Genomic DNA, 19,989 nt, shown 5'->3' on the forward strand with positions numbered 1-19,989 from the left:
GGGCGGACACGCGGGTCCACCCGCCCACGCGGCAGGTGCGCAGGTCAGCTGACGGCGTAGGCCAGCTCCACGGTCGCGCCCTTGCAGGCGTCCTGGTTCCTGGCCGCGTCGTTCGCGAAGGCGATGGTCGCGCCGCCCCAGGTGTCGCCCGTGTCGACCTCGGCGTTCACGGTCATCACCTCGCCGGTGAGCGTGTAGTCCTCGGTGCTGCACCCGGCCACCGGGTCGCCGTTGACGTCCACCACGGCGGCGATGCTCGCCGTCACCGTCGCGACGTACACCGGGCCTTCGTTGGGGTTCGTGAACGTGCCGGAGAGCGGCTGGGGGCCGATGCCCGGGCCCATGTCCGACACGGTGCTCGTCTGGTTCGCCGTGAGGGGCGCCGTGGTGCCGGTGCCAGCCTCGCCCGTCCCTGAGCCGCCGGCCGTCCAGTAGGCGAACGCGATGCCGCCGGCCAGGAGCGTCAGGGCGCCGGTCGCCAGGACGACGCGGTTCGTCTTCTTCTTCGTGGTGCGCGTGGGTTCTCCCGGGTGTCCGAAGGCCGCCGGACGACGTGCCGGCCGACATCTCGGCATCGGCAGGTCGCTCGTCCAACGTGACCTCGTCCGCGCACCTCACCTGGCCGGCGCCGAGGAACCGCCACGATCGCGGGGAGCGACCCGCCGACGGGCGATCCGCCCCCGGGCGCGGGCGGGGTACAGGATGCGGTCATGACGACCGCCGTCCCGGCCCTCGCCGGCGCCGTCCTCGTCCGCGGCGACGTCGTGACACCGTCCGCGGTGGCACGCGACGCCGTCGTCGCGGTCCGTGCCGGCACGATCGTGTGGGTGGGGCCGTCCGGCGAGGTCGCGGAGGACCTGCTGCCCGCGCCGGCCCCGGGTCTGGTCGTGCTGCCCGGGCTGGTCGACCTGCACTGCCACGGCGGCGGGGGAGCGGGCTTTCCCGACGCGACCGGGCTCGAGGACGTGCGCCACGCCGCGGACGAGCACCTGCGCCACGGCACGACGACGCTCGTCGCGTCGCTGGTGACGGCACCTCGGGACGACCTGCTGACGCGGACCGCGCTGCTCGCCGACGCGGCCGACGCCGGGGTCGTCGCGGGTGTGCACCTCGAGGGACCGTTCCTCTCGGTCGCGCGGTGCGGTGCGCAGCACCCCGACCACATGTGCGTGGGGGACGCGGCCCTCGTGCGCGAGCTCGCCGCCGCGGCGCGCGGTCACCTGCTGACCATGACGGTCGCGCCCGAGGTCCCGGGGGTGGCCGACGGGGGCGACGACGTCCTCGCCGCGCTCGTCGGGGCGGGCGCGCTGCCCTCCGTGGGCCACACCGACGCGACCGCCGAGGTCACCGAGGCGGCGATCGCGCGGGCCTTCGACCTGCTGGCCACCGTGCCGCAGGCGCGGGGTGCGCGCGGCACGGCCACCCACCTGTTCAACGGCATGCGTCCCCTGCACCACCGCGACCCCGGCCCCGTGGCGGCGTGCCTCGCGGCAGCGGCGCGCGGTGAGCTCGTCGTCGAGCTCGTGGCCGACGGCACGCACCTGGCGCCCGCGACGGTGCGCTCGGTGCTCGACCTCGTCGGGCCGGACGGCGTCGTGCTGGTCACGGACGCGGTCGCGGCCGCCGGTGCGGCCGACGGCGACCACCGCCTGGGCCCGCACGCCGTGCGGGTGGTCGACGGCGTGGCGCGGGTCCTCGAGGTCGCGCCGGACGGCACGGCGTCGGCGGGGGCGATCGCGGGCGGCACCGCGCACCTGCTCGACGTCGTGCGCGGCACGGTCGCGGCGGGTGTACCTCTCGTGGCGGCGGTCCGCGCCGCCTCGACCACGCCCGCCGACGTCCTCGGGCGGCGGGACGTCGGTGCCCTCGTCCCGGGTCGCCGGGCGGACCTCCTCGTCACGACGGCCGACCTGCGCCCGGTCCGGGTGGCGCGCGGGGGTGTCTGGGTCGCCTGAGGCGACCCGTGCGGTCAGCGTGCCGGCGGCGCGGTCGACGAGCGTTCGACGAGCTGCGGCGGCAGGAGCCGGATCTCGGCCGGCTCGTGGCGCTCGACGCGCGCCATGGCCATCTCGACGGCGACGCGCCCGATCGTGTGGGCGGGGATCTCGACGCTCGTCATGGGCAGCGGCTGCGCGAGCGCGACGTCGGGCGGGCACACGGCCAGCACCGAGACGTCGTCGGGGACGCGCAGGCCGCGCTCGCGGAGCGCCGAGAGGACCCACGGCAGGGCGAGCTCGTTGTGCACGACGAGCCCGGTGACGTCGGGCTGGTCGGCCAGCACGCGGGCCACGGCGTCGGCGGCACCGGCCGACGATGCCTCGCACGGCTCGACGACGCCCCGGACGCCCGCGTCGGCCGCGCCCAGCGTGAACCCTTCGACGAGCCGCTCCGCGTACGAGGTGTGACGTTCCATCACCGCACGCGGGGACCCGACCAGCGCGACCCGGCGGTGCCCCAGGGACGCGAGGTGCGCGACGGCGGTGCGCCCGACGGCGGCGAAGTCGAGGTCGACGCAGGACAGGCCCTCGGGGTCGCGGGGGAGGCCGATGAGGACGGCGGGCTGGCTCAGCTCGGCCAGCACGGGGACGCGCGGGTCCTCCGCCTCGACGTCGAGCATGACGAACGCGTCCACCATCGACCCGAACGCCACCCGCTCCATGCCGGCGATCTCGTCGGAGGTGAGCAGCAGCACGTCGTGGTCGAAGGTGCGGGCGGCCGTGACGACCCCGGTGACGAACTGCATGATGACCGCCACGTCGACGTCGACCCGCAGGGGTGCCATGAGGCCGATGACGTCGGTGCGGCTGGACGCGAGCGCGCGCGCGCCGGCGTGCGGGCGGTAGCCGAGGTCCCGGATGGCGCGCTCGACGCGTTGCCGTGTGGGCGCGGAGATCGGCCGCTTGCCGGACAGCACGTAGGACACGGTGGAGGTCGACACCCCCGCCGCCCGTGCCACGTCGTCGATGGTGGTCGCCACGTCGCTCCGTTCGTCACGCGCTCGTCGGTGGACGTTCCCCCGCGTGGTGCCGATCACCCTAGCGGCGCCCGCCGGGCCGGGCAGGGTGGGGCGGTACGGCGTGGCGGAGTCGTCCCAGGGGTGCGGGAGCGGTCCCAGGCTGTGTATCGTATCGATTCGACCCGCGGGCACCGAGGCCGCGCGGGTCCGTCGGCCCCCACCGCCGGCCGACCCTCACCAGCTCCCGCCCCCACCGGAGGCCATGCCATGACCAGCACGACGAGGCCGTCCGGCCGCGCGTTCCCCGCCGACTTCCTCTGGGGGTCGGCGACCGCGTCCTACCAGATCGAGGGCGCCGTGGCCGAGGACGGCCGCGCGCCGTCGATCTGGGACACCTTCTCCCACACGCCGGGCAAGGTCCTCGACGGTGACACGGGTGACGTCGCGGTCGACCACTACCACCGCGTGCCGCAGGACGTCGCGATCATGCAGGACCTCGGCCTGCAGGCCTACCGGTTCTCAATCTCGTGGTCGCGCGTGCTGCCGGCGGGCACCGGCGAGGTCAACCAGGCCGGCCTGGACTTCTACTCCGACCTCGTCGACCGCCTGATCGCCGCCGACATCAAGCCCGTCGTGACGCTCTACCACTGGGACCTGCCGCAGACGCTGGAGGACGCGGGCGGCTGGACCAACCGTGCGACCGCCGAGGCGTTCGCGGCGTACGCCCGCGTCGTCGCGCGGGCGCTGGGCGACCGCGTGCACCTGTGGACGACGCTCAACGAGCCGTGGTGCTCCGCGTTCCTCGGCTACGGTTCCGGCGTGCACGCCCCCGGCGTGACCGACCCGGCCGCCGCGCTCGCCGCCGTGCACCACCTCAACCTCGCGCACGGGCTGGCCGCGACCGCGATCCGCGAGGAGCTCGGTGCTGCCACGCCCGTTTCGATCACCCTCAACCTGCACGTCACCCGGGCGGCCTCGCCCGCACCCGCCGACGTCGAGGCGAAGCGCCGCATCGACACGATCGCCAACGAGGTCTTCCTCGGCCCGCTCCTCGAGGGTGCCTACCCCGAGCGGGTGTTCGCCGACACCGCCGCCATCTCCGACTGGTCCTTCGTGCAGGAGGGCGACCTCGAGCTCATCCGGGTCCCGATCGACCTGCTCGGCGTGAACTACTACTCGACCGGCCGCGTCCAGCACGGCACGCCGCCCGTCGGCGACGGCACGCCGGGCCCGGACGGGCACCGGTCGTCCGTCGTCAGCCCGTGGATCGGCGCCGACAACGTCGAGTGGCTCCCGCAGCCGGGTCCCCACACCGCGATGGGGTGGAACATCGAGCCACAGGGCCTCGTCGACCTGCTGCTCGAGCTCCACGAGCGCTACCCCGAGCTGCCGCTGGCGATCACCGAGAACGGCGCCGCGTTCTACGACACGGTGACCGACGACGGCCGCGTCCACGACCCCGACCGCGTCGCGTACCTGCACGACCACGTCGACGCCGTCGGGGAGGCCCGCGACAAGGGCGTCGACGTGCGGGGCTACTTCGTGTGGTCCCTGTTCGACAACTTCGAGTGGGCGTACGGCTACGACCGCCGGTTCGGCGTCGTGCACGTCGACTACGACACGCAGGTCCGCACGCTCAAGGACTCCGCGCGCTGGTACCGCGAGCTCGTCCGCACCGGCACGATCCCGACGCCGGAGTCCGCCGCCTCGCTGTGACCCCCGCCGTCCGGGACCCGCACGCGCCACCGGCGCGTGGTGGGTCCCGGACGGCGCGTTGGTGCCGCACGCCGAGTCCGGGTGAGGATGGAGGCGTGCCCCGTTCCCGCCGCTCCGAGCGCCGTCCGTACGGTGCGCCGTACGTGCCGCTCGACGTCGAGCGCGCCACCGGCGGCCGCCGCGCCGAGACCGGGCCCGACGGCGAGTGGGTCGTGCAGCGCGTCCGCGGCTCCGACCGCGAGTACCGCTGCCCGGGCTGCGACCAGGTCGTCGCACCCGGCACCCCGCACGTCGTCGCGTGGCGGACCGACTCGTGGCGCGGCGACGGCCTCGACGAGCGTCGTCACTGGCACCCCGCGTGCTGGGACGCACGCACCCGACGCGGGCCGACGCGCCGATGAGCGCCACGGGCTCCGGCGTCCTCGCGACGCTCACGGACGACGTCAGGCTCGTCGCGAGCGATCTCGACGGCACGCTGCTGGCGCCCGACGGCACGGTCTCGGGGCGCACGGCCGCGGCGCTCGCGGACGCCGAGGACGCCGGTCTCGACGTCGTGTTCGTGACCGCGCGTCCGCACCGGTGGCTCGAGGACCTCGCCGTGCACGTCGCCGGCCACGGCGTCGCGATCTGCGCCAACGGCGCGTCCGTCGTCGACGTCGCCGGGCTCCGCGTGCTCGAGGAGCACGGTATGGAGGCCGCCCGTGTCGCCGAGGTCGTCGCGCGTCTGCGCGCCGCGTGGGGCGAGGTGCACGTGGCCGTCGAGAGCGCGCAGGGACTCGCGCTCGAGCACGGGTTCGCCTCCGACCACCCGCGCCCCCCCCCGGAACGCCGTGCGCCGCGCGCATCGAGGACGTGCTGCCGGCGACCACGCTCAAGCTCCTCGTGCGTGCTCCCCGCCGTACGCAGGACGCCGACCTGTTCGTCGCCGAGGCGCAGCAGGTGGTGGGCGACCTCGCGCTCGTGAGCTCGTCCGCGGCCGGAGCGCTCGGCGAGATCGCCGCCCCGGGCGTCACCAAGGCCGCGACGCTCGCGCGGTGGACGGCGGCGCGCGGCATCGCACCGCGTCAGGTCTGGGCGGTCGGCGACGCCCCGAACGACCTGCCGATGCTCACCTGGGCGGGGCGGGCGTTCGCCGTCGCCAACGCCCACCCCGACGTGCTCGCGGCGGCGAGCGTCACCGTGCCCTCGAACGCCGACGACGGCGTCGCTGCGCTGCTCGGGACGGCCGCCGCCCTCGCGCGCTCCCGCTCCTCGCACCACCGGACCACCACCCGATCCCTGGAGGACGCGTGACCACCACCCCGATCGTCCTGCTGCACGCCTTCCCGCTCGACCACCGCATGTGGGAGGACGTCGCGGCGGACCTGCCCGGCACCGTCCTCACGCCGGACCTGGCCGTGCCGGCGGGCGACGCACCGCCGTCGCTCGAGGCCGCGGCGGACCGGGTCGCGGACGCCATCCGCGCGGCAGGGAGCGGCCCGGCCGTCGTCGCCGGGCTGTCGATGGGCGGCTACGTCGCCCTCGCGCTGGTCGAGCGGCATCCCGGGCTCGTGGCGGCGCTCGCGCTCGTCGACACGAAGTCGACCGCCGACACCCCGCAGGCGGCGGCCAAGCGCCTCCAGGTCGCCGCCGACGTGGCGGCGGCCGGCACCGTGGACCCCGTGCGCGGCATGCCGGACGTGCTGCTGGGGGAGACGACGCGCACCGCGCGTCCCGAGGTCGTGGAGCGGGTCACGGCGTGGGTCGGCGAGCAGGACCCGTCCCGCGTCGCGTGGGCGCAGCGGGCGATGGCGGCACGTCCCGACCGCACCGCCGTGCTGCAGGGCTTCACCGGGCCGGTCACCGTCGTCGTGGGGGACGAGGACACCATCACGGGCGTGGACGAGGCGCGGCACATGGCCGAGGCGTCGTCCCAGGCGCTGCTCGTCGTCGTGCCGCGTGTCGGTCACCTGTCGGCGGTCGAGGACCCTGCGGCCGTGCGCACGGCGCTGGTCGAGCTCGCGCAGCGCGTCTCCGAGGCGGGCTGAGCGGGGACGGGCGCGGGCGCTCTCAGACCTCGCCGGACAGCACCCGGGCGAGCGCGTCGCGCATGTCGATCGACTCGCCGTCCTTGCCGCCGGCACCGATGACGAGCGGCGGGTCCTGCGGCGTGGGGTGCACGCCGCGCAGCCGCGAGACGAGGCTCGACGGCGCCGTCAGGACGTAGAACTCCCCGGCCGTGTCGACGCCGACCGTCTCGTCGCGACGCAGGTACCAGCCGGCCAGCGGCGTGCGGTAGCGCGACCGGCCGTCGTACGAGCGCACGTGCAGCGCGACGGGTGCCACCCCGCGGGCCCGCGCTGCCTCGAGGAACTCCGCGATCATCGCCCGCGCCCGGGTGGACTCGGCGTGCTGACGCGCCGCGAGCGCGGCGGCGTGCGCCGCGGCAGCCTCGCGTCGTTCGGCCCGCCACCGGGCCGCCTGCGGGTCCTGCGGCGCCGGGCCGTCCGTCGGACCGCCCGGCACCGGAGGCTGCGACGTCACCGCGCGCTCACGTCGTGGTGGCTCAGCGCGACCCGGACGACGCGTCGCGCGACGCGTCCTCCGGGCGCACGGCGGGCGACGGGACCACGGGGATCGCGGCCGACACGGGGGCCGGACGCGACTTCCCGGTGCGCGCGGGCCGGGCCGGACGTGCCGGCCCGGCGGGCGGGGCCGTGGCAGCGGGAGCCTCGTCGGGCGCCTCGTCGGCGGCGGGAGCGTCCGTGCCGGCCGGGGCGTCGTCGGCCGGAGCCTGGTCCGTCGGGACGTCGCCGTCCGTCGCGACGTCGTCCGTCGTCGTGGCCGTCTCGTGCGCGGCTGCGTCTGCTGCGTCGTGCGCTGCAGCGTCGTCCACGGCAGCGCCGTCGGACGCGACCGGCGCCGACCCGGTGCGGGACTCCTCCCGCGCCGCCGACTGCTCCTGCTCGAACCTCGCCTCGATGCGGCCGGCCTTCTCGAGGGTCGCGCGGTCCGGGTTGGTGCCCAGCAGGTTGCGCAGCTCGTCGAGGTACGACGTGATCGACTCCCGCTGCCGGTGCAGGTCCTCGACCTGGCGGGTCGCGGTCGTGCGCTCGCGCTCGGACTCGGCCAGCGCGTCCGAGATCTGCTTCTCCGCGTGCTCGCGCGCCTCGGCGACGACGCGGTCGGCGTTGCGACGGGCGTTGGCGAGCAGCTCGGCCGCCTGCCTCTCGGAGTCGACCCGCACCTTCTCGGCGTGCGCGAGCGCCTTGGCCACGCGCTCCTCGGCCTCGGCGGCGTGGGACTCGGCGTCGGCGACGAGTCGCTCCGTCTCGGCCCGCGCGGACTCGTGACGGTCGGCGTCGTGCCGCTCGGCCGCCTCGTGCTGCGCGGCGATCGCGAGCTCGGCGTCCGCCAGCTGCTGCTCGGCGCGGCGCACGAGCTCGTCGGCGCGCGTGCGGGCCTGCGTCGTCGCCTCGGTGATCGCGCGGTGCGCCTCGGTCTGCAGCCGCTCGACCTCGAGGCGCGTGCGCTCGCGCAGCTCGGTGGTCTCGCGCTCCGCGGCCGCGACGAGCTCGGCGGTCTCGCGCTCCGTCGTGGTGCGCAGCTCGTCCGTCTCGCGCTCCGCGGTCTCGCGCAGGTGGGCGACCTCGTAGCCGGTGCGCTCGCGCTGCTCGGTGGTCTCCCGGTCCGCCAGCGCACGCAGCTGCGCCGCGTACTGCTCCGACTCGGTGCGCAGCGTCGCGACCGCGTCCTCGGCCTCGGCGCGGGCGCGGGCGATCTCGTCGCTCGTCGCGGCCCGCAGCTCACCGGTCTCGCGCTCGGCGGTCGCGCGCACGTAGGCCGCGTACTGCTCCGCCTCGGTGCGCAGCGCGGCGACCTCCGACGCCACCCGCTGCTGGAGCGCGGCGGCGTCGCGGTCGGCGGCCGCGCGGGTCGCGTCCGCGTACTCGGCCGCCGCGGCGCGCAGGGCCGTGGTCTCCTCGGCGGCCGACTGGCGCCACGCGGCGACCTCGGCGCTCACCTCGGAGCGCACGCGCGCGGCGTACCGCTCCGCGTCACCCCGCAGCGCGGCGACCTCGGCCTCGACGCGCTGCCGCAGCTCGGTCGTCTCCTGGTCGGCGGCCTGCCGCAGGTCCTGCGCGTAGCGCTCCGTCTCCTCGCGCAGCGCGGCCGTCTCGCTCTCCGTGCGCGTCCGCAGCTCGGTCGCGGTCCGCTCGGTGGCGATCCGCAGCTGGGTCGCCTCGTGCTCGACCCGCGCGCGCAGCGTGCCCAGCTCGCGCTCGAGCGACGTGCGCCGCTCGCTCTCGTCGGTCGCGACGGCGCTCTGGATGCGCGCGGCCTCGCGCTCGGCCGACCCGACGAGCTCCTCGGCGCGGCGCTGGGCGGCGAGCAGCGAGCTCTCGGCCTCGGCGGCCGCGGTCGTGCGGACCTCGTCGGCCTCCCGCCGGGCGGTCGCGAGCAGCTCGGCGACCTCGTTCTCGGCACGGGCGCGCAGCTGGCCCGCGGCGAGCTTGGCGCGCGCGAGCGCGTCGGCCGCCTGCGCGTTGGCCTGGCTCATGACGTCGGACGACTGCTCCTCGGCCGAGCGCAGCAGCTGCTCGATCCGCGAGCCCAGGCCCGCGTAGGTGGGCCGCTCGGCCTCCCGGAGGTGGCGCTGCGCCTCGGTGAGCTCGCCGGCGACCTTCAGCTTCTCCTGGTCGAGCGCCTCGACCTGCGCGCGCGCGTCGGCGAGCGCCTGCTCGAGCGAGGTGATCGTGGCGTCGACGGCGTCGCGGTCGTAGCCGCGGAAGTTGACGACGGGGAACGGGTTCCGGGCTTCGGGCACGGGTGATCCTCCTGGGAGAGGGGCCCGGCGGTCGGCTGCGGCCGAGGTCCTCCTCGACGGACCGGTGCCCCTCGGTCAGGATACGCGGCGCACCGCCCGTGACCAGGGGTGTTCGCCCTCCGGGCGGGCGCTGCACGTGCGTCGGGCAGCGGTGCGGGGGAGGCTCGGGACGGAGCTCCGCGTGGAGCGCGCCCGGTTCGTCCCGTAACGTCCCGCCCGGACGTCCGCCGCGTGCGGGGCTCGTGGAGGTGGCGTGATGGTCACCCCGGGGCGGCGTCCCGGTTCTGCCGGTCCGGGCCCGTCTGCCTATCCTGGGTCGTTCGTCAGCGGAAGGACAGTGCGTGGTCAAGCGACTGGTCGTCGCCGTGGTCGGGCTCGTGGGTGTCGTCGTCATCGCCCTGGGCGTGGCCTCGGCCACCCTGTGGCGCGCCGACGACGTGCTCGTGGCCGAGCTGCGGGCGGGTGAGCCGCTCGTCGTCACGGACCCGGGTGTGCTCGAGCTCGCCGCCGACGAGGTGACGGTGCGCGCCGAGGCCGACGGTCCGGTGGTGCTCGCGATCGGCCGGGACACGGACGTCGCGGGCTGGGTGGGGGAGGACCCGCACGAGCGCGTCACGGGGCTGTCCGGCTGGCACGCGCTGGCGGCGGAGGAGGTCGCGGCACCGACGCCGACCGCGACGGCGCCGGCGGACGACGAGGCGCCGGCCGACGGCGGGTCGGGGGAGGCGCCCGCGGACGGCGGGTCCGCTGCCGAGGGTGACCAGGTCGCCGACGGCGAGGCATCCGAGGACGGCGAGGCGGCGGCCGGCCAGGACGCGGCGCCCACGGTCCCGGACCCCTCGGGCTCCGACCTGTGGGTCGCCGAGCAGCGCGGCGACGGCGAGGCGCAGATCACCTGGACCGCGCAGCCGGGACGCTGGAGCGTGCTGGCCGCGAGCACGCAGGGCACACCGTTGCGGGTCTCGCTCGCGTGGCCGCAGGTCGTCACCACCCCCTGGTTGTGGCCGGGCGTCGTGGTCGGCTCGCTGCTGGTGCTGCTGTCGGCGGCGCTGCTGCTGCGTGACGTCGTCCGCGCACGGCGCGGGAAGGACGCGGGGTGGACCCCCGTCGGGACCGGACCCGTCCCCGTCGTCGACGGCTCGGGCACCCCCGTCGGGCTGACGCGTCGTCAGCTCCGCGAGCTGGCCGCGCACCATGCCGCCGGTGCGGGCGTCCGTGCCCCGCACGACGCCCGGCCCGGCGGCGCGCCGCCCATCGAGCACGGGCAGCCGGTCCCGGTCGGCGCGGCGGGCACCGTCGGCGCCGCGTCCCAGCCCCCCGCCGACGAGCCGCAGGACGTCCCCGCCGCCCCGGGCGGTGTGCGTGGCGCGTTCGCGAGCGTCGCGCCGGCCACCCGGCGCGCACTGCGGTCGGTGACGTCACGCGGCGCCGCCGGTGACGCTCAGACCCCCGACGCGCCTGCCGCGGACGTCCCGGCGACCGCGGCGCCGGTCGGTCCCGAGCGTGCGGACCGGCCCGCGTGGCGACCGACGCCCCCGCCTGCCACGCCGACCCCTGGGGCGGTCTCGCCCGAGCGCCCGTCCCGTGACGACGCGCCGACCACGGCGGTGCCCGCGGCGTCGGCGGGGTGGACACCCGCCGGTGCGGGCGGCGCGCCGACGTCCGCGGTCCCCGCACCCACCGGCCGGCCCGGCGGGTCACCGCGATGGTCCGTCGGCAGCGGTGCGTCCCCGTGGACCTCGGGGCACCCGTCGGACTCCGCCCCGTCGACGGTCCCTGCCGTGCCCGCCGCCTCGGCGCCCGCCGGCCCGGGGAACCCGGCCGGGGGCGGCGGCCGACCCTCGCCCGCGCACGGCCGCCCGGCGTGGCTCGGGCCTGCGACGGGTGCGACCCCCGCCGTCCCGGGCGCGAGTCACCGGCTGCCGCCCCCCGGTGCGCCCGGCTCACCCGACGCCCCGCGCCGCCCGGACGCAGGTCCGGTGCCGAGCGCTCCCGGCGGCGGTCGCGCCGTGCCCCGGGCGGCTGCCGGGGCTCCGGCTCCCCGCCCGGGAGGGTCCGCCCCCCCTGCGCCCGGCGCCCCGACGGGGCGAGCCACCGGTCCCGACGTGCCACGGCGTCCCGACGCCCCGCGTCCGTCCGGTGCCGCGTCGCCCGTCGCCGGGGCCCCGGTGCCGTCGCCCGACGCCGCCACGCCCGCGACACCGCGGCCCGCGTGGCTCCGTGACGCACCCGTCCCGACCGGTCCGCGCAGCGGCTCGTCGCCGGAGCAGGGCGGCGGCTCGCGCGCCGACGCGTGGCGCCGTGCCTGGGGGCTGCCCCCGACGGACGACGACACCGGCTCGCAGGAGGAACGATGAACGCCACCCGCCACGCGGCGGCCCCGGGCGCCGCGTCCCGACGGCGTCCGGGCGTGCTGCTGGTGACGGCGGTGCTCCCGCTGCTCGTCGTCGCCGGCTGCAGCACGCCGCTGCCCACCGCGGACCCGGAACCCGTCCCCGCGGTCCCGCCGCCCGCGGTGTCCGTCGCGCAGGCCCAGCGCGTGCTCGACGCGGTCGCGGACGTCGTGGCCGCGGGCGACGAGACCAACGACCCCGCAGGCCTGGCGGCGCGGCTCGAGGGACCCGCGCTGGCGATCCGGTCGGCCGAGTACGTGCGGACCGTGGCGACGGGCGGCGCCCGGCCACCGACCGTGCTGCCCTTCGACGAGCAGGCGCTGATCGTCCCCGAGACCGACACGTGGCCGCGGGTGCAGCTCGTGGTGACGGAGCAGCCCGCCGACCTCCAGGCGCCCCGCGTGCTCGTGCTGCGCCAGTCGGCCCCGCGCGAGCAGTACAAGCTCTGGGGCTGGGCGCGGCTGCTGCCGTCGGCGCAGACGCCGGCCACGGCGGCGCCCGAGGAGGGCAGCCCGACGCTCCCCCCGGACGCCGAGGGTCTGCTCGTCACTCCGCGCGACGCGGTCGCGCAGTACACCGACGTCCTCGCCAACGGCGACGCGTCGCCGCACGTGGGCTCGTTCGCCCCGGACGCCTTCCGGTCGGCGATCGAGTCCGAGCGCTCCGGAGTCGTCACCCAGCTCGGGGACGCGGCGACGCTGTCCCAGACGTACGCGCCGAAGGGCGAGCCGGTGGTGACGATGCAGACCGCGGACGGCGGCGCGATCGTCGTCAGCGAGATCGAGACCACGACGACCGTCACGCTGCCCCCGACGGGCGGCAGCATCCAGGTGGAGCCGTTCTACTCGGCGCTGGCCGGAGGTGCGACGACGGCGGGCACGAGCCTGACGCGCATCTTCGCCGGCGTCGTCGTGATGTACGTGCCGCCCGCCGGCAGCGATGCGCAGGTGCAGGTCCTCGCGGGCGAGCAGTCGGTCACCGGCGCGGCCACGGCGTGAGCCGGGGCCCGTCGAGAGGGCAGAATCCTCCCGGAGCCGTGCACCCGCGGGTGCACGGCGAGGACCGACCTGAGCACGACGACCTGAGGAGCTCGTGATGTCGCAGCCGTCGCAGCCGCCCCGTCCCCGCCTCGACGCGCGTGGGGCGGTGGACCTGTCGGCGCTGGCACGCCCGTCCACGCCACCGCCCGGCAGCCCCGGCGGGCTCGAGGCCGCCGCGGCCTACGTCAAGGACGTCGACCAGTCGACGTTCGCCGACGTCGTGCAGTCCTCCACGCAGCACCCCGTGGTGGTCGTGCTGTGGGCGCCGTGGAGCGAGGTGAGCCAGCAGGTCGCGGCCGACCTCGCAGCGCTCGCGGCCGAGGACGCCGGCCGGTGGCTGCTGGCACGTATCGACGCGGAGGCCAACCCCCAGGTGGCGGCTGCGTTCCAGGCGCAGTCCGTGCCGACCGTGGTCGCGGTCCTCGGGGGGCAGCCCGTCCCTCTGTTCCAGGGGTCGTACCCGCGCGAGCAGGTGCGCGGCGTGCTCGACCAGCTCCTCGCGGCCGCCGAGGCGAACGGCGTCACCGGACGCGTGCAGGCGGGGCCCGCACCCGAGGCCCCGGCCGAGCCGGCACTGCCGCCGCTGCACCAGGAGGCCTACGACGCGATCGAGCGCGACGACCTCCCGGCCGCGCGAAACGCGTACGAGCGTGCGTTGCGCGACAACCCTCGCGACGCGATGGCGCGCGCGGGGCTCGCCCAGGTGGGCCTCATGCAGCGCACGGCGGGCGCCGACCTCCGCGCGGTGCGCGAGGCGGCAGCCGCACACCCCGACGACGTCGACGCGCAGCTCGCGGTCGCCGACCTCGACGTCTTCGGCGGGGCGGTGGAGGACGCGTTCGCACGTCTCGTCGACCTGGTGCGTCGCACCGCGGGGGACGAGCGGGAGCGTGTCCGGGTGCGCCTGGTCGACCTCTTCGAGGTCCTCGGGTCGGACGACCCGCGGGTCGTCGCCGCGCGCCGGGCGCTGGCCGCCGCGCTCTACTGACCGACGCGCGGGACCGGCCGCCGCCCGGGCCACCGCGCCGGGGGGAACGGCAGGCAGGCCGCTCGTGGAGCGGAACTTGCGCAGAGCCGGGAGGCTGCGTAACGTACTCCCGGCCGCCCGGCAGGGAGGAACGGACACCGAGCTCGGCTCGATGGTCGGTCCCCCGGGACGGCTCCCCCCAGAACGACTCGACGACGGCGCTGCGCGCCCGGACGTCGTGCGCATCTCGGGGGCGATCGACCAGGTCGAAAGACCGTGTACGGTCCTCCAGTCGCCGAAGCCCACGGGCTCCGGCGGGGTGGTCCGGACAGGTCCCAGCACCAGGTACGGTCATCCCGCTGCAGCGGCTCCACGGAGCCGGCGCAGCACGGTCGGACCAGGTCCGGCGATCAGGTACGGTTCACCAGCCGCCGCAGCCCCTCGGGGCGGGCGGGGACGAGCCGAGACCGGGTCGCAGGACCAGGCAGCCGGGAAGACGGAAGCCGAGAGGCCGAAGTTGACCGGGAGCCGCGGATCGGCTAAGTTTGAACGGTTGCCTCCAGACAGGCCCGAAAGGGTCCAGTGGATGCGCGTCTGTTCCTTGAGAACTCAACAGTGTGCCAAGTAGTCGATGCCATGTTTGTGGTGTCGAGTCCAGGTCGGATCCACCCCGTGGTGATGGCTTGGAGTATTGATGCCAGTTGATGCCCACTCTTTGTGGTGGGTTTCTTTGTGTGTCTGTTGCCTGCCGGTCTTCGGGTTGGTGGGTGGCTGTTTGACATTCACGGAGAGTTTGATTCTGGCTCAGGACGAACGCTGGCGGCGTGCTTAACACATGCAAGTCGAACGGTGAAGGTCAGCTTGCTGACCGGATCAGTGGCGAACGGGTGAGTAACACGTGAGCAACCTACCCTTCACTCTGGGATAAGCCTTGGAAACGAGGTCTAATACCGGATACGAGACGCACGGGCATCTGTAGCGTCTGGAAAGATTTATCGGTGGGGGATGGGCTCGCGGCCTATCAGCTTGTTGGTGGGGTAATGGCCTACCAAGGCGACGACGGGTAGCCGGCCTGAGAGGGCGACCGGCCACACTGGGACTGAGACACGGCCCAGACTCCTACGGGAGGCAGCAGTGGGGAATATTGCACAATGGGCGCAAGCCTGATGCAGCGACGCCGCGTGCGGGATGACGGCCTTCGGGTTGTAAACCGCTTTCAGCAGGGAAGAAGCGAGAGTGACGGTACCTGCAGAAGAAGCGCCGGCTAACTACGTGCCAGCAGCCGCGGTAATACGTAGGGCGCAAGCGTTGTCCGGAATTATTGGGCGTAAAGAGCTCGTAGGCGGTTTGTCGCGTCTGCTGTGAAAACCTCAGGCTCAACCTGGGGCTTGCAGTGGGTACGGGCAGACTAGAGTGCGGTAGGGGTGACTGGAATTCCTGGTGTAGCGGTGGAATGCGCAGATATCAGGAGGAACACCGATGGCGAAGGCAGGTCACTGGGCCGCAACTGACGCTGAGGAGCGAAAGCATGGGGAGCGAACAGGATTAGATACCCTGGTAGTCCATGCCGTAAACGTTGGGCACTAGGTGTGGGGTCCATTCCACGGATTCCGTGCCGCAGCAAACGCATTAAGTGCCCCGCCTGGGGAGTACGGCCGCAAGGCTAAAACTCAAAGAAATTGACGGGGGCCCGCACAAGCGGCGGAGCATGCGGATTAATTCGATGCAACGCGAAGAACCTTACCAAGGCTTGACATACACCGGAAACGTGCAGAGATGTGCGCCCCGCAAGGTCGGTGTACAGGTGGTGCATGGTTGTCGTCAGCTCGTGTCGTGAGATGTTGGGTTAAGTCCCGCAACGAGCGCAACCCTCGTCCCATGTTGCCAGCGGGTTATGCCGGGGACTCATGGGAGACTGCCGGGGTCAACTCGGAGGAAGGTGGGGATGACGTCAAATCATCATGCCCCTTATGTCTTGGGCTTCACGCATGCTACAATGGCCGGTACAAAGGGCTGCGATACCGCGAGGTGGAGCGAATCCCAAAAAGCCGGTCTCAGTTCGGATTGGGGTCTGCAACTCGACCCCATGAAGTCGGAGTCGCTAGTAATCGCAGATCAGCAACGCTGCGGTGAATACGTTCCCGGGCCTTGTACACACCGCCCGTCAAGTCATGAAAGTCGGTAACACCCGAAGCCGATGGCCCAACCGCAAGGGGGGAGTCGTCGAAGGTGGGACTGGCGATTAGGACTAAGTCGTAACAAGGTAGCCGTACCGGAAGGTGCGGCTGGATCACCTCCTTTCTAAGGAGCATCTGGCGTCTGCCGGCCCTGTCGTGGGGTGTGGTGGGGCGTCCAGGCCCATGCCCGGTCCGAACGTGATCGGGGTGGTGCTCGAGGGTGGAACGTCGGCTACTGGTCGGTCCGTGGGACCGGGTGCTTCTAGTACGCCTGCAGCTTGCTGCGGGGAGGGAACGAAGTGGCTCGGTCCGGTCGCGGGTCGGCTTGGCACGCTGTTGGGTCCTGAGGGAACAGCCACGTGGTGGGTGTTGCCTTGGTCGGGACCTTCGGTTCGGTCGAACCGCCGGCCTTGTCCGTCTGCTTCTTCGTGGAGCGGGTGGGTGGGGGTGGTAGGCGCCGGGTGATCGGGGGTGGCCGGTGGTTGCTTGAGAACTGCACAGTGGACGCGAGCATCTTTGAATGATCTTTGTGGTCAAGTTTTTAAGTGCACAGGGTGGATGCCTTGGCACCAGGAGCCGAAGAAGGACGTAGTAGCCTGCGATAAGCCTCGGGGAGTTGGCAAACGAACCGTGATCCGAGGATCTCCGAATGGGGAAACCCCGCACGAGTCATGTCGTGTGACCCGCACCTGAATATATAGGGTGTGTGGAGGGAACGCCGGGAAGTGAAACATCTCAGTACCGGCAGGAAGAGATATTCCGTGAGTAGTGGCGAGCGAAAGCGGATCAGGCCAAACCGAGCGTGTGTGATAGCCGGCAGGCGTTGCACGTTCGGGGTTGTGGGACCTTTCGGTTGGTTCTGCCGAACCAGCAGGGAGTCAGAAAGTCATGTCATAGTCGAAGGGTCTTGAAAGGCCCGGCACAGAGGGTGTCACCCCCGTAGACGAAATGATGTGGCCTCCCGAAGGGGATCCCAAGTAGCTCCGGGCCCGAGAAACCCGGAGTGAATCTGCACAGACCACTGTGTAAGCCTAAATACTACCTGGTGACCGATAGCGGACAAGTACCGTGAGGGAAAGGTGAAAAGTACCCCGGGAGGGGAGTGAAATAGTACCTGAAACCGTGTGCATACAATCCGTCGGAGCCTCCCTAGCAGGGGTGACGGCGTGCCTTTTGAAGAATGAGCCTGCGAGTTAGTGGTACGTGGCGAGGTTAACCCGTGTGGGGAAGCCGTAGCGAAAGCGAGTCCGAACAGGGCGATCGTAGTCGCGTGCTCTAGACCCGAAGCGAAGTGATCTAGCCATGGGCAGGGTGAAGCGCGGGTAAGACCGCGTGGAGGCCCGAACCCACCAGGGTTGAAAACCTGGGGGATGACCTGTGGTTAGGGGTGAAAGGCCAATCAAACTTCGTGATAGCTGGTTCTCCCCGAAATGCATTTAGGTGCAGCGTCACGTGTTTCTTGCCGGAGGTAGAGCTACTGGATAGCCGATGGGCCCCACCAGGTTACTGACGTTAGCCAAACTCCGAATGCCGGTAAGCCAGAGCGTGGCAGTGAGACTGCGGGGGATAAGCTCCGTAGTCGAGAGGGAAACAGCCCAGACCACCAGCTAAGGCCCCTAAGCGTGTGCTAAGTGGGAAAGGATGTGGAGTTGCACAGACAACCAGGAGGTTGGCTTAGAAGCAGCCACCCTTGAAAGAGTGCGTAATAGCTCACTGGTCAAGTGATTCCGCGCCGACAATGTAGCGGGGCTCAAGCACACCGCCGAAGCTGTGGCATTCACACACGTGACAAGCCTTCGTGGTTCAGTCGTGTGGATGGGTAGGGGAGCGTCGTGCCGGCAGTGAAGCCGCGGGGGAACCCAGTGGTGGAGCCGGCACGAGTGAGAATGCAGGCATGAGTAGCGAATGACGGGTGAGAAACCCGTCCGCCGAATGACCAAGGGTTCCAGGGCCAGGCTAATCCGCCCTGGGTAAGTCGGGACCTAAGGCGAGGCCGACAGGCGTAGTCGATGGACAACGGGTTGATATTCCCGTACCGGCGAAGAACCGCCCATACCGAATCTGGTGATGCTAACCGTCCGAGCCTGCTCCATCGTCCTTCGGGACACCGGGGCAGGGGAGCGCGGGACCCGAGCTGGTAGTAGGTAAGCGTATTAACAGGGGTGACGCAGGAAGGTAGCCCAGCGTGGCGATGGTAGTCCACGTCCAAGGTCGTAGGGTGAGGTGTAGGCAAATCCGCACCTCGTGAAGCCTGAGAGCCGACGGGTACCGCGTATGCGGGAAATGGGTGATCCTATGCTGCCAAGAAAAGCCTCGACGCGAGGTTCTAGCCGCCCGTACCCCAAACCGACTCAGGTGGTCAGGTAGAGAATACCAAGGCGATCGAGAGAATCGTGGTTAAGGAACTCGGCAAAATGCCCCCGTAACTTCGGGAGAAGGGGGGCCTCAAGCGTGAACCGACTTGCTCGGGGAAGCGTGGAGGGCCGCAGAGACCAGGGAGAAGCGACTGTTTACTAAAAACACAGGTCCGTGCGAAGTCGCAAGACGATGTATACGGACTGACGCCTGCCCGGTGCTGGAAGGTTAAGAGGACGGGTCAGCGTTTCGGCGCGAAGCTCAGAATTTAAGCCCCAGTAAACGGCGGTGGTAACTATAACCATCCTAAGGTAGCGAAATTCCTTGTCGGGTAAGTTCCGACCTGCACGAATGGCGTAACGACTTCTCCGCTGTCTCAACCGCGAACTCGGCGAAATTGCATTACGAGTAAAGATGCTCGTTACGCGCAGCAGGACGGAAAGACCCCGGGACCTTTACTATAGCTTGGTATTGGTGTTCGGTGCGGCTTGTGTAGGATAGGTGGGAGACTGTGAAGCCGGCACGCCAGTGTCGGTGGAGTCAACGTTGAAATACCACTCTGGTCGCTCTGGACATCTAACCTCGGTCCGTGATCCGGATCAGGGACAGTGCCTGGTGGGTAGTTTAACTGGGGCGGTTGCCTCCTAAAATGTAACGGAGGCGCTCAAAGGTTCCCTCAGCCTGGTTGGCAATCAGGTGGCGAGTGCAAGTGCACAAGGGAGCTTGACTGTGAGACTGACAGGTCGAGCAGGGACGAAAGTCGGAACTAGTGATCCGGCGGTGGCTTGTGGAAGCGCCGTCGCTCAACGGATAAAAGGTACCCCGGGGATAACAGGCTGATCTTGCCCAAGAGTCCATATCGACGGCATGGTTTGGCACCTCGATGTCGGCTCGTCGCATCCTGGGGCTGGAGTAGGTCCCAAGGGTTGGGCTGTTCGCCCATTAAAGCGGTACGCGAGCTGGGTTTAGAACGTCGTGAGACAGTTCGGTCCCTATCCGCTGCGCGCGCAGGAAACTTGAGAAGGGCTGTCCCTAGTACGAGAGGACCGGGACGGACGAACCTCTGGTGTGCCAGTTGTTCCGCCAGGAGCACGGCTGGTTGGCTACGTTCGGAAGGGATAACCGCTGAAAGCATCTAAGCGGGAAGCCTGCTTCAAGATGAGGTTTCCACGCCCTTCGGGGTGAGAGGCTCCCAGCTAGACCACTGGGTAGATAGGCCGGATGTGGAAGGCAGGACCAACGACTGCCGCAGCTGACCGGTACTAATAAGCCGACAACTTGACTAACCATCATTCTTGCTACGCGTCCACTGTGCGGTTCCCGAGAAACCAACGGCACCCGTGTGCTCGTTGACAACTCGACAGCGTTACGGCGGTCATAGCGAAGGGGAAACGCCCGGTCCCATTCCGAACCCGGAAGCTAAGCCCTTCAGCGCCGATGGTACTGCACTCGCCAGGGTGTGGGAGAGTAGGACGCCGCCGGACAACCATTCACGAAAGGCCCACCCCTCACGGGGTGGGCCTTTCGTCGTTCCACGGCCGGCGCGCTCGTGTCACGGCGCGAGGGGCACCGCCCTGG

The 19,989-nt window shown here is 71.8% G+C and carries 13 protein-coding genes and 3 rRNA genes; 12 read left to right on the forward strand and 4 right to left on the reverse strand.

What is annotated here, in order from left to right:
• Window positions 1-44: 44 nt before the first annotated feature.
• Complete coding sequence (locus CFLA_RS05445) at window positions 45-575, reverse strand: hypothetical protein (RefSeq protein ID WP_013116320.1); 531 nt, start codon at window positions 573-575, stop codon at window positions 45-47.
• 135 nt (window positions 576-710) lie between these two features.
• On the opposite strand from CFLA_RS05445, the gene CFLA_RS05450 reads away from it, so the two are divergent.
• Window positions 711-1,955: an N-acetylglucosamine-6-phosphate deacetylase gene (locus CFLA_RS05450; RefSeq protein ID WP_013116321.1), complete on the forward strand. Its 1,245-nt coding sequence runs from the start codon at window positions 711-713 to the stop codon at window positions 1,953-1,955.
• A gap of 14 nt (window positions 1,956-1,969) precedes the next feature.
• Here the strand turns inward: CFLA_RS05450 and CFLA_RS05455 are convergent, their stop codons facing one another.
• Window positions 1,970-2,977, reverse strand: coding sequence for a LacI family DNA-binding transcriptional regulator (locus CFLA_RS05455; RefSeq protein ID WP_013116322.1), 1,008 nt, complete (start codon window positions 2,975-2,977; stop codon window positions 1,970-1,972).
• Window positions 2,978-3,223: 246 nt separating this feature from the next.
• Between CFLA_RS05455 and CFLA_RS05460 the strand changes: the two genes are divergently transcribed.
• The 5 genes from CFLA_RS05460 (at window position 3,224) to CFLA_RS05475 (ending at window position 6,699) form a co-directional block, all read left to right on the forward strand.
• A complete protein-coding gene (locus CFLA_RS05460) occupies window positions 3,224-4,672 on the forward strand; it encodes a GH1 family beta-glucosidase (RefSeq protein WP_013116323.1) in 1,449 nt (482 codons plus the stop codon).
• A gap of 95 nt (window positions 4,673-4,767) precedes the next feature.
• Complete coding sequence (locus CFLA_RS05465; protein ID WP_013116324.1) at window positions 4,768-5,073, forward strand: hypothetical protein; 306 nt, start codon at window positions 4,768-4,770, stop codon at window positions 5,071-5,073.
• Complete coding sequence (locus CFLA_RS21085; protein ID WP_280956315.1) at window positions 5,070-5,636, forward strand: HAD family hydrolase; 567 nt, start codon at window positions 5,070-5,072, stop codon at window positions 5,634-5,636. The genes CFLA_RS05465 and CFLA_RS21085 overlap by 4 nt, the downstream gene beginning before the upstream one ends.
• On the forward strand, window positions 5,615-5,965 hold the full coding sequence (locus CFLA_RS21090; RefSeq protein ID WP_280956316.1) for an HAD family hydrolase: 351 nt from the start codon (window positions 5,615-5,617) through the stop codon (window positions 5,963-5,965). The genes CFLA_RS21085 and CFLA_RS21090 overlap by 22 nt, the downstream gene beginning before the upstream one ends.
• Window positions 5,962-6,699 carry an alpha/beta fold hydrolase gene (locus tag CFLA_RS05475; RefSeq protein WP_013116325.1) on the forward strand — a complete coding sequence of 246 codons (738 nt, stop codon included), beginning with the start codon at window positions 5,962-5,964 and terminating at the stop codon, window positions 6,697-6,699. The genes CFLA_RS21090 and CFLA_RS05475 overlap by 4 nt, the downstream gene beginning before the upstream one ends.
• Window positions 6,700-6,721: 22 nt before the next feature.
• Here CFLA_RS05475 and CFLA_RS05480 read toward each other — a convergent pair whose 3' ends face one another.
• A complete protein-coding gene (locus CFLA_RS05480) occupies window positions 6,722-7,195 on the reverse strand; it encodes a hypothetical protein (RefSeq protein WP_013116326.1) in 474 nt (157 codons plus the stop codon).
• A gap of 22 nt (window positions 7,196-7,217) precedes the next feature.
• A complete protein-coding gene (locus CFLA_RS05485) occupies window positions 7,218-9,479 on the reverse strand; it encodes a coiled-coil domain-containing protein (protein WP_013116327.1) in 2,262 nt (753 codons plus the stop codon).
• Window positions 9,480-9,820: 341 nt separating this feature from the next.
• Here CFLA_RS05485 and CFLA_RS05490 point away from each other — a divergent pair, with 341 nt between their 5' ends.
• From CFLA_RS05490 to rrf, 6 genes are all read left to right on the forward strand, one after another.
• A complete protein-coding gene (locus CFLA_RS05490; RefSeq protein ID WP_013116328.1) occupies window positions 9,821-11,836 on the forward strand; it encodes a hypothetical protein in 2,016 nt (671 codons plus the stop codon).
• Window positions 11,833-12,870, forward strand: a complete 1,038-nt coding sequence (locus tag CFLA_RS05495) for a DUF8094 domain-containing protein (protein ID WP_013116329.1) — start codon at window positions 11,833-11,835, stop codon at window positions 12,868-12,870. Before CFLA_RS05490 ends, CFLA_RS05495 begins: the two co-directional genes overlap by 4 nt.
• Before the next feature lie 97 nt (window positions 12,871-12,967).
• Complete coding sequence (locus CFLA_RS05500; RefSeq protein ID WP_013116330.1) at window positions 12,968-13,900, forward strand: tetratricopeptide repeat protein; 933 nt, start codon at window positions 12,968-12,970, stop codon at window positions 13,898-13,900.
• A gap of 760 nt (window positions 13,901-14,660) precedes the next feature.
• Window positions 14,661-16,180, forward strand: a 16S ribosomal RNA gene (locus tag CFLA_RS05505).
• Between the two features lie 407 nt (window positions 16,181-16,587).
• Window positions 16,588-19,697: ribosomal RNA gene (locus tag CFLA_RS05510) — 23S ribosomal RNA — on the forward strand.
• An 81-nt stretch (window positions 19,698-19,778) separates the two neighbouring features.
• A 5S ribosomal RNA gene (gene rrf / locus CFLA_RS05515) occupies window positions 19,779-19,895 on the forward strand.
• The 16S, 23S and 5S rRNA genes sit together here, the layout of an rRNA operon.
• Window positions 19,896-19,989 lie beyond the last annotated feature (94 nt).

The organism is Cellulomonas flavigena DSM 20109, assembly GCF_000092865.1.
Classification (GTDB): domain Bacteria; phylum Actinomycetota; class Actinomycetes; order Actinomycetales; family Cellulomonadaceae; genus Cellulomonas; species Cellulomonas flavigena.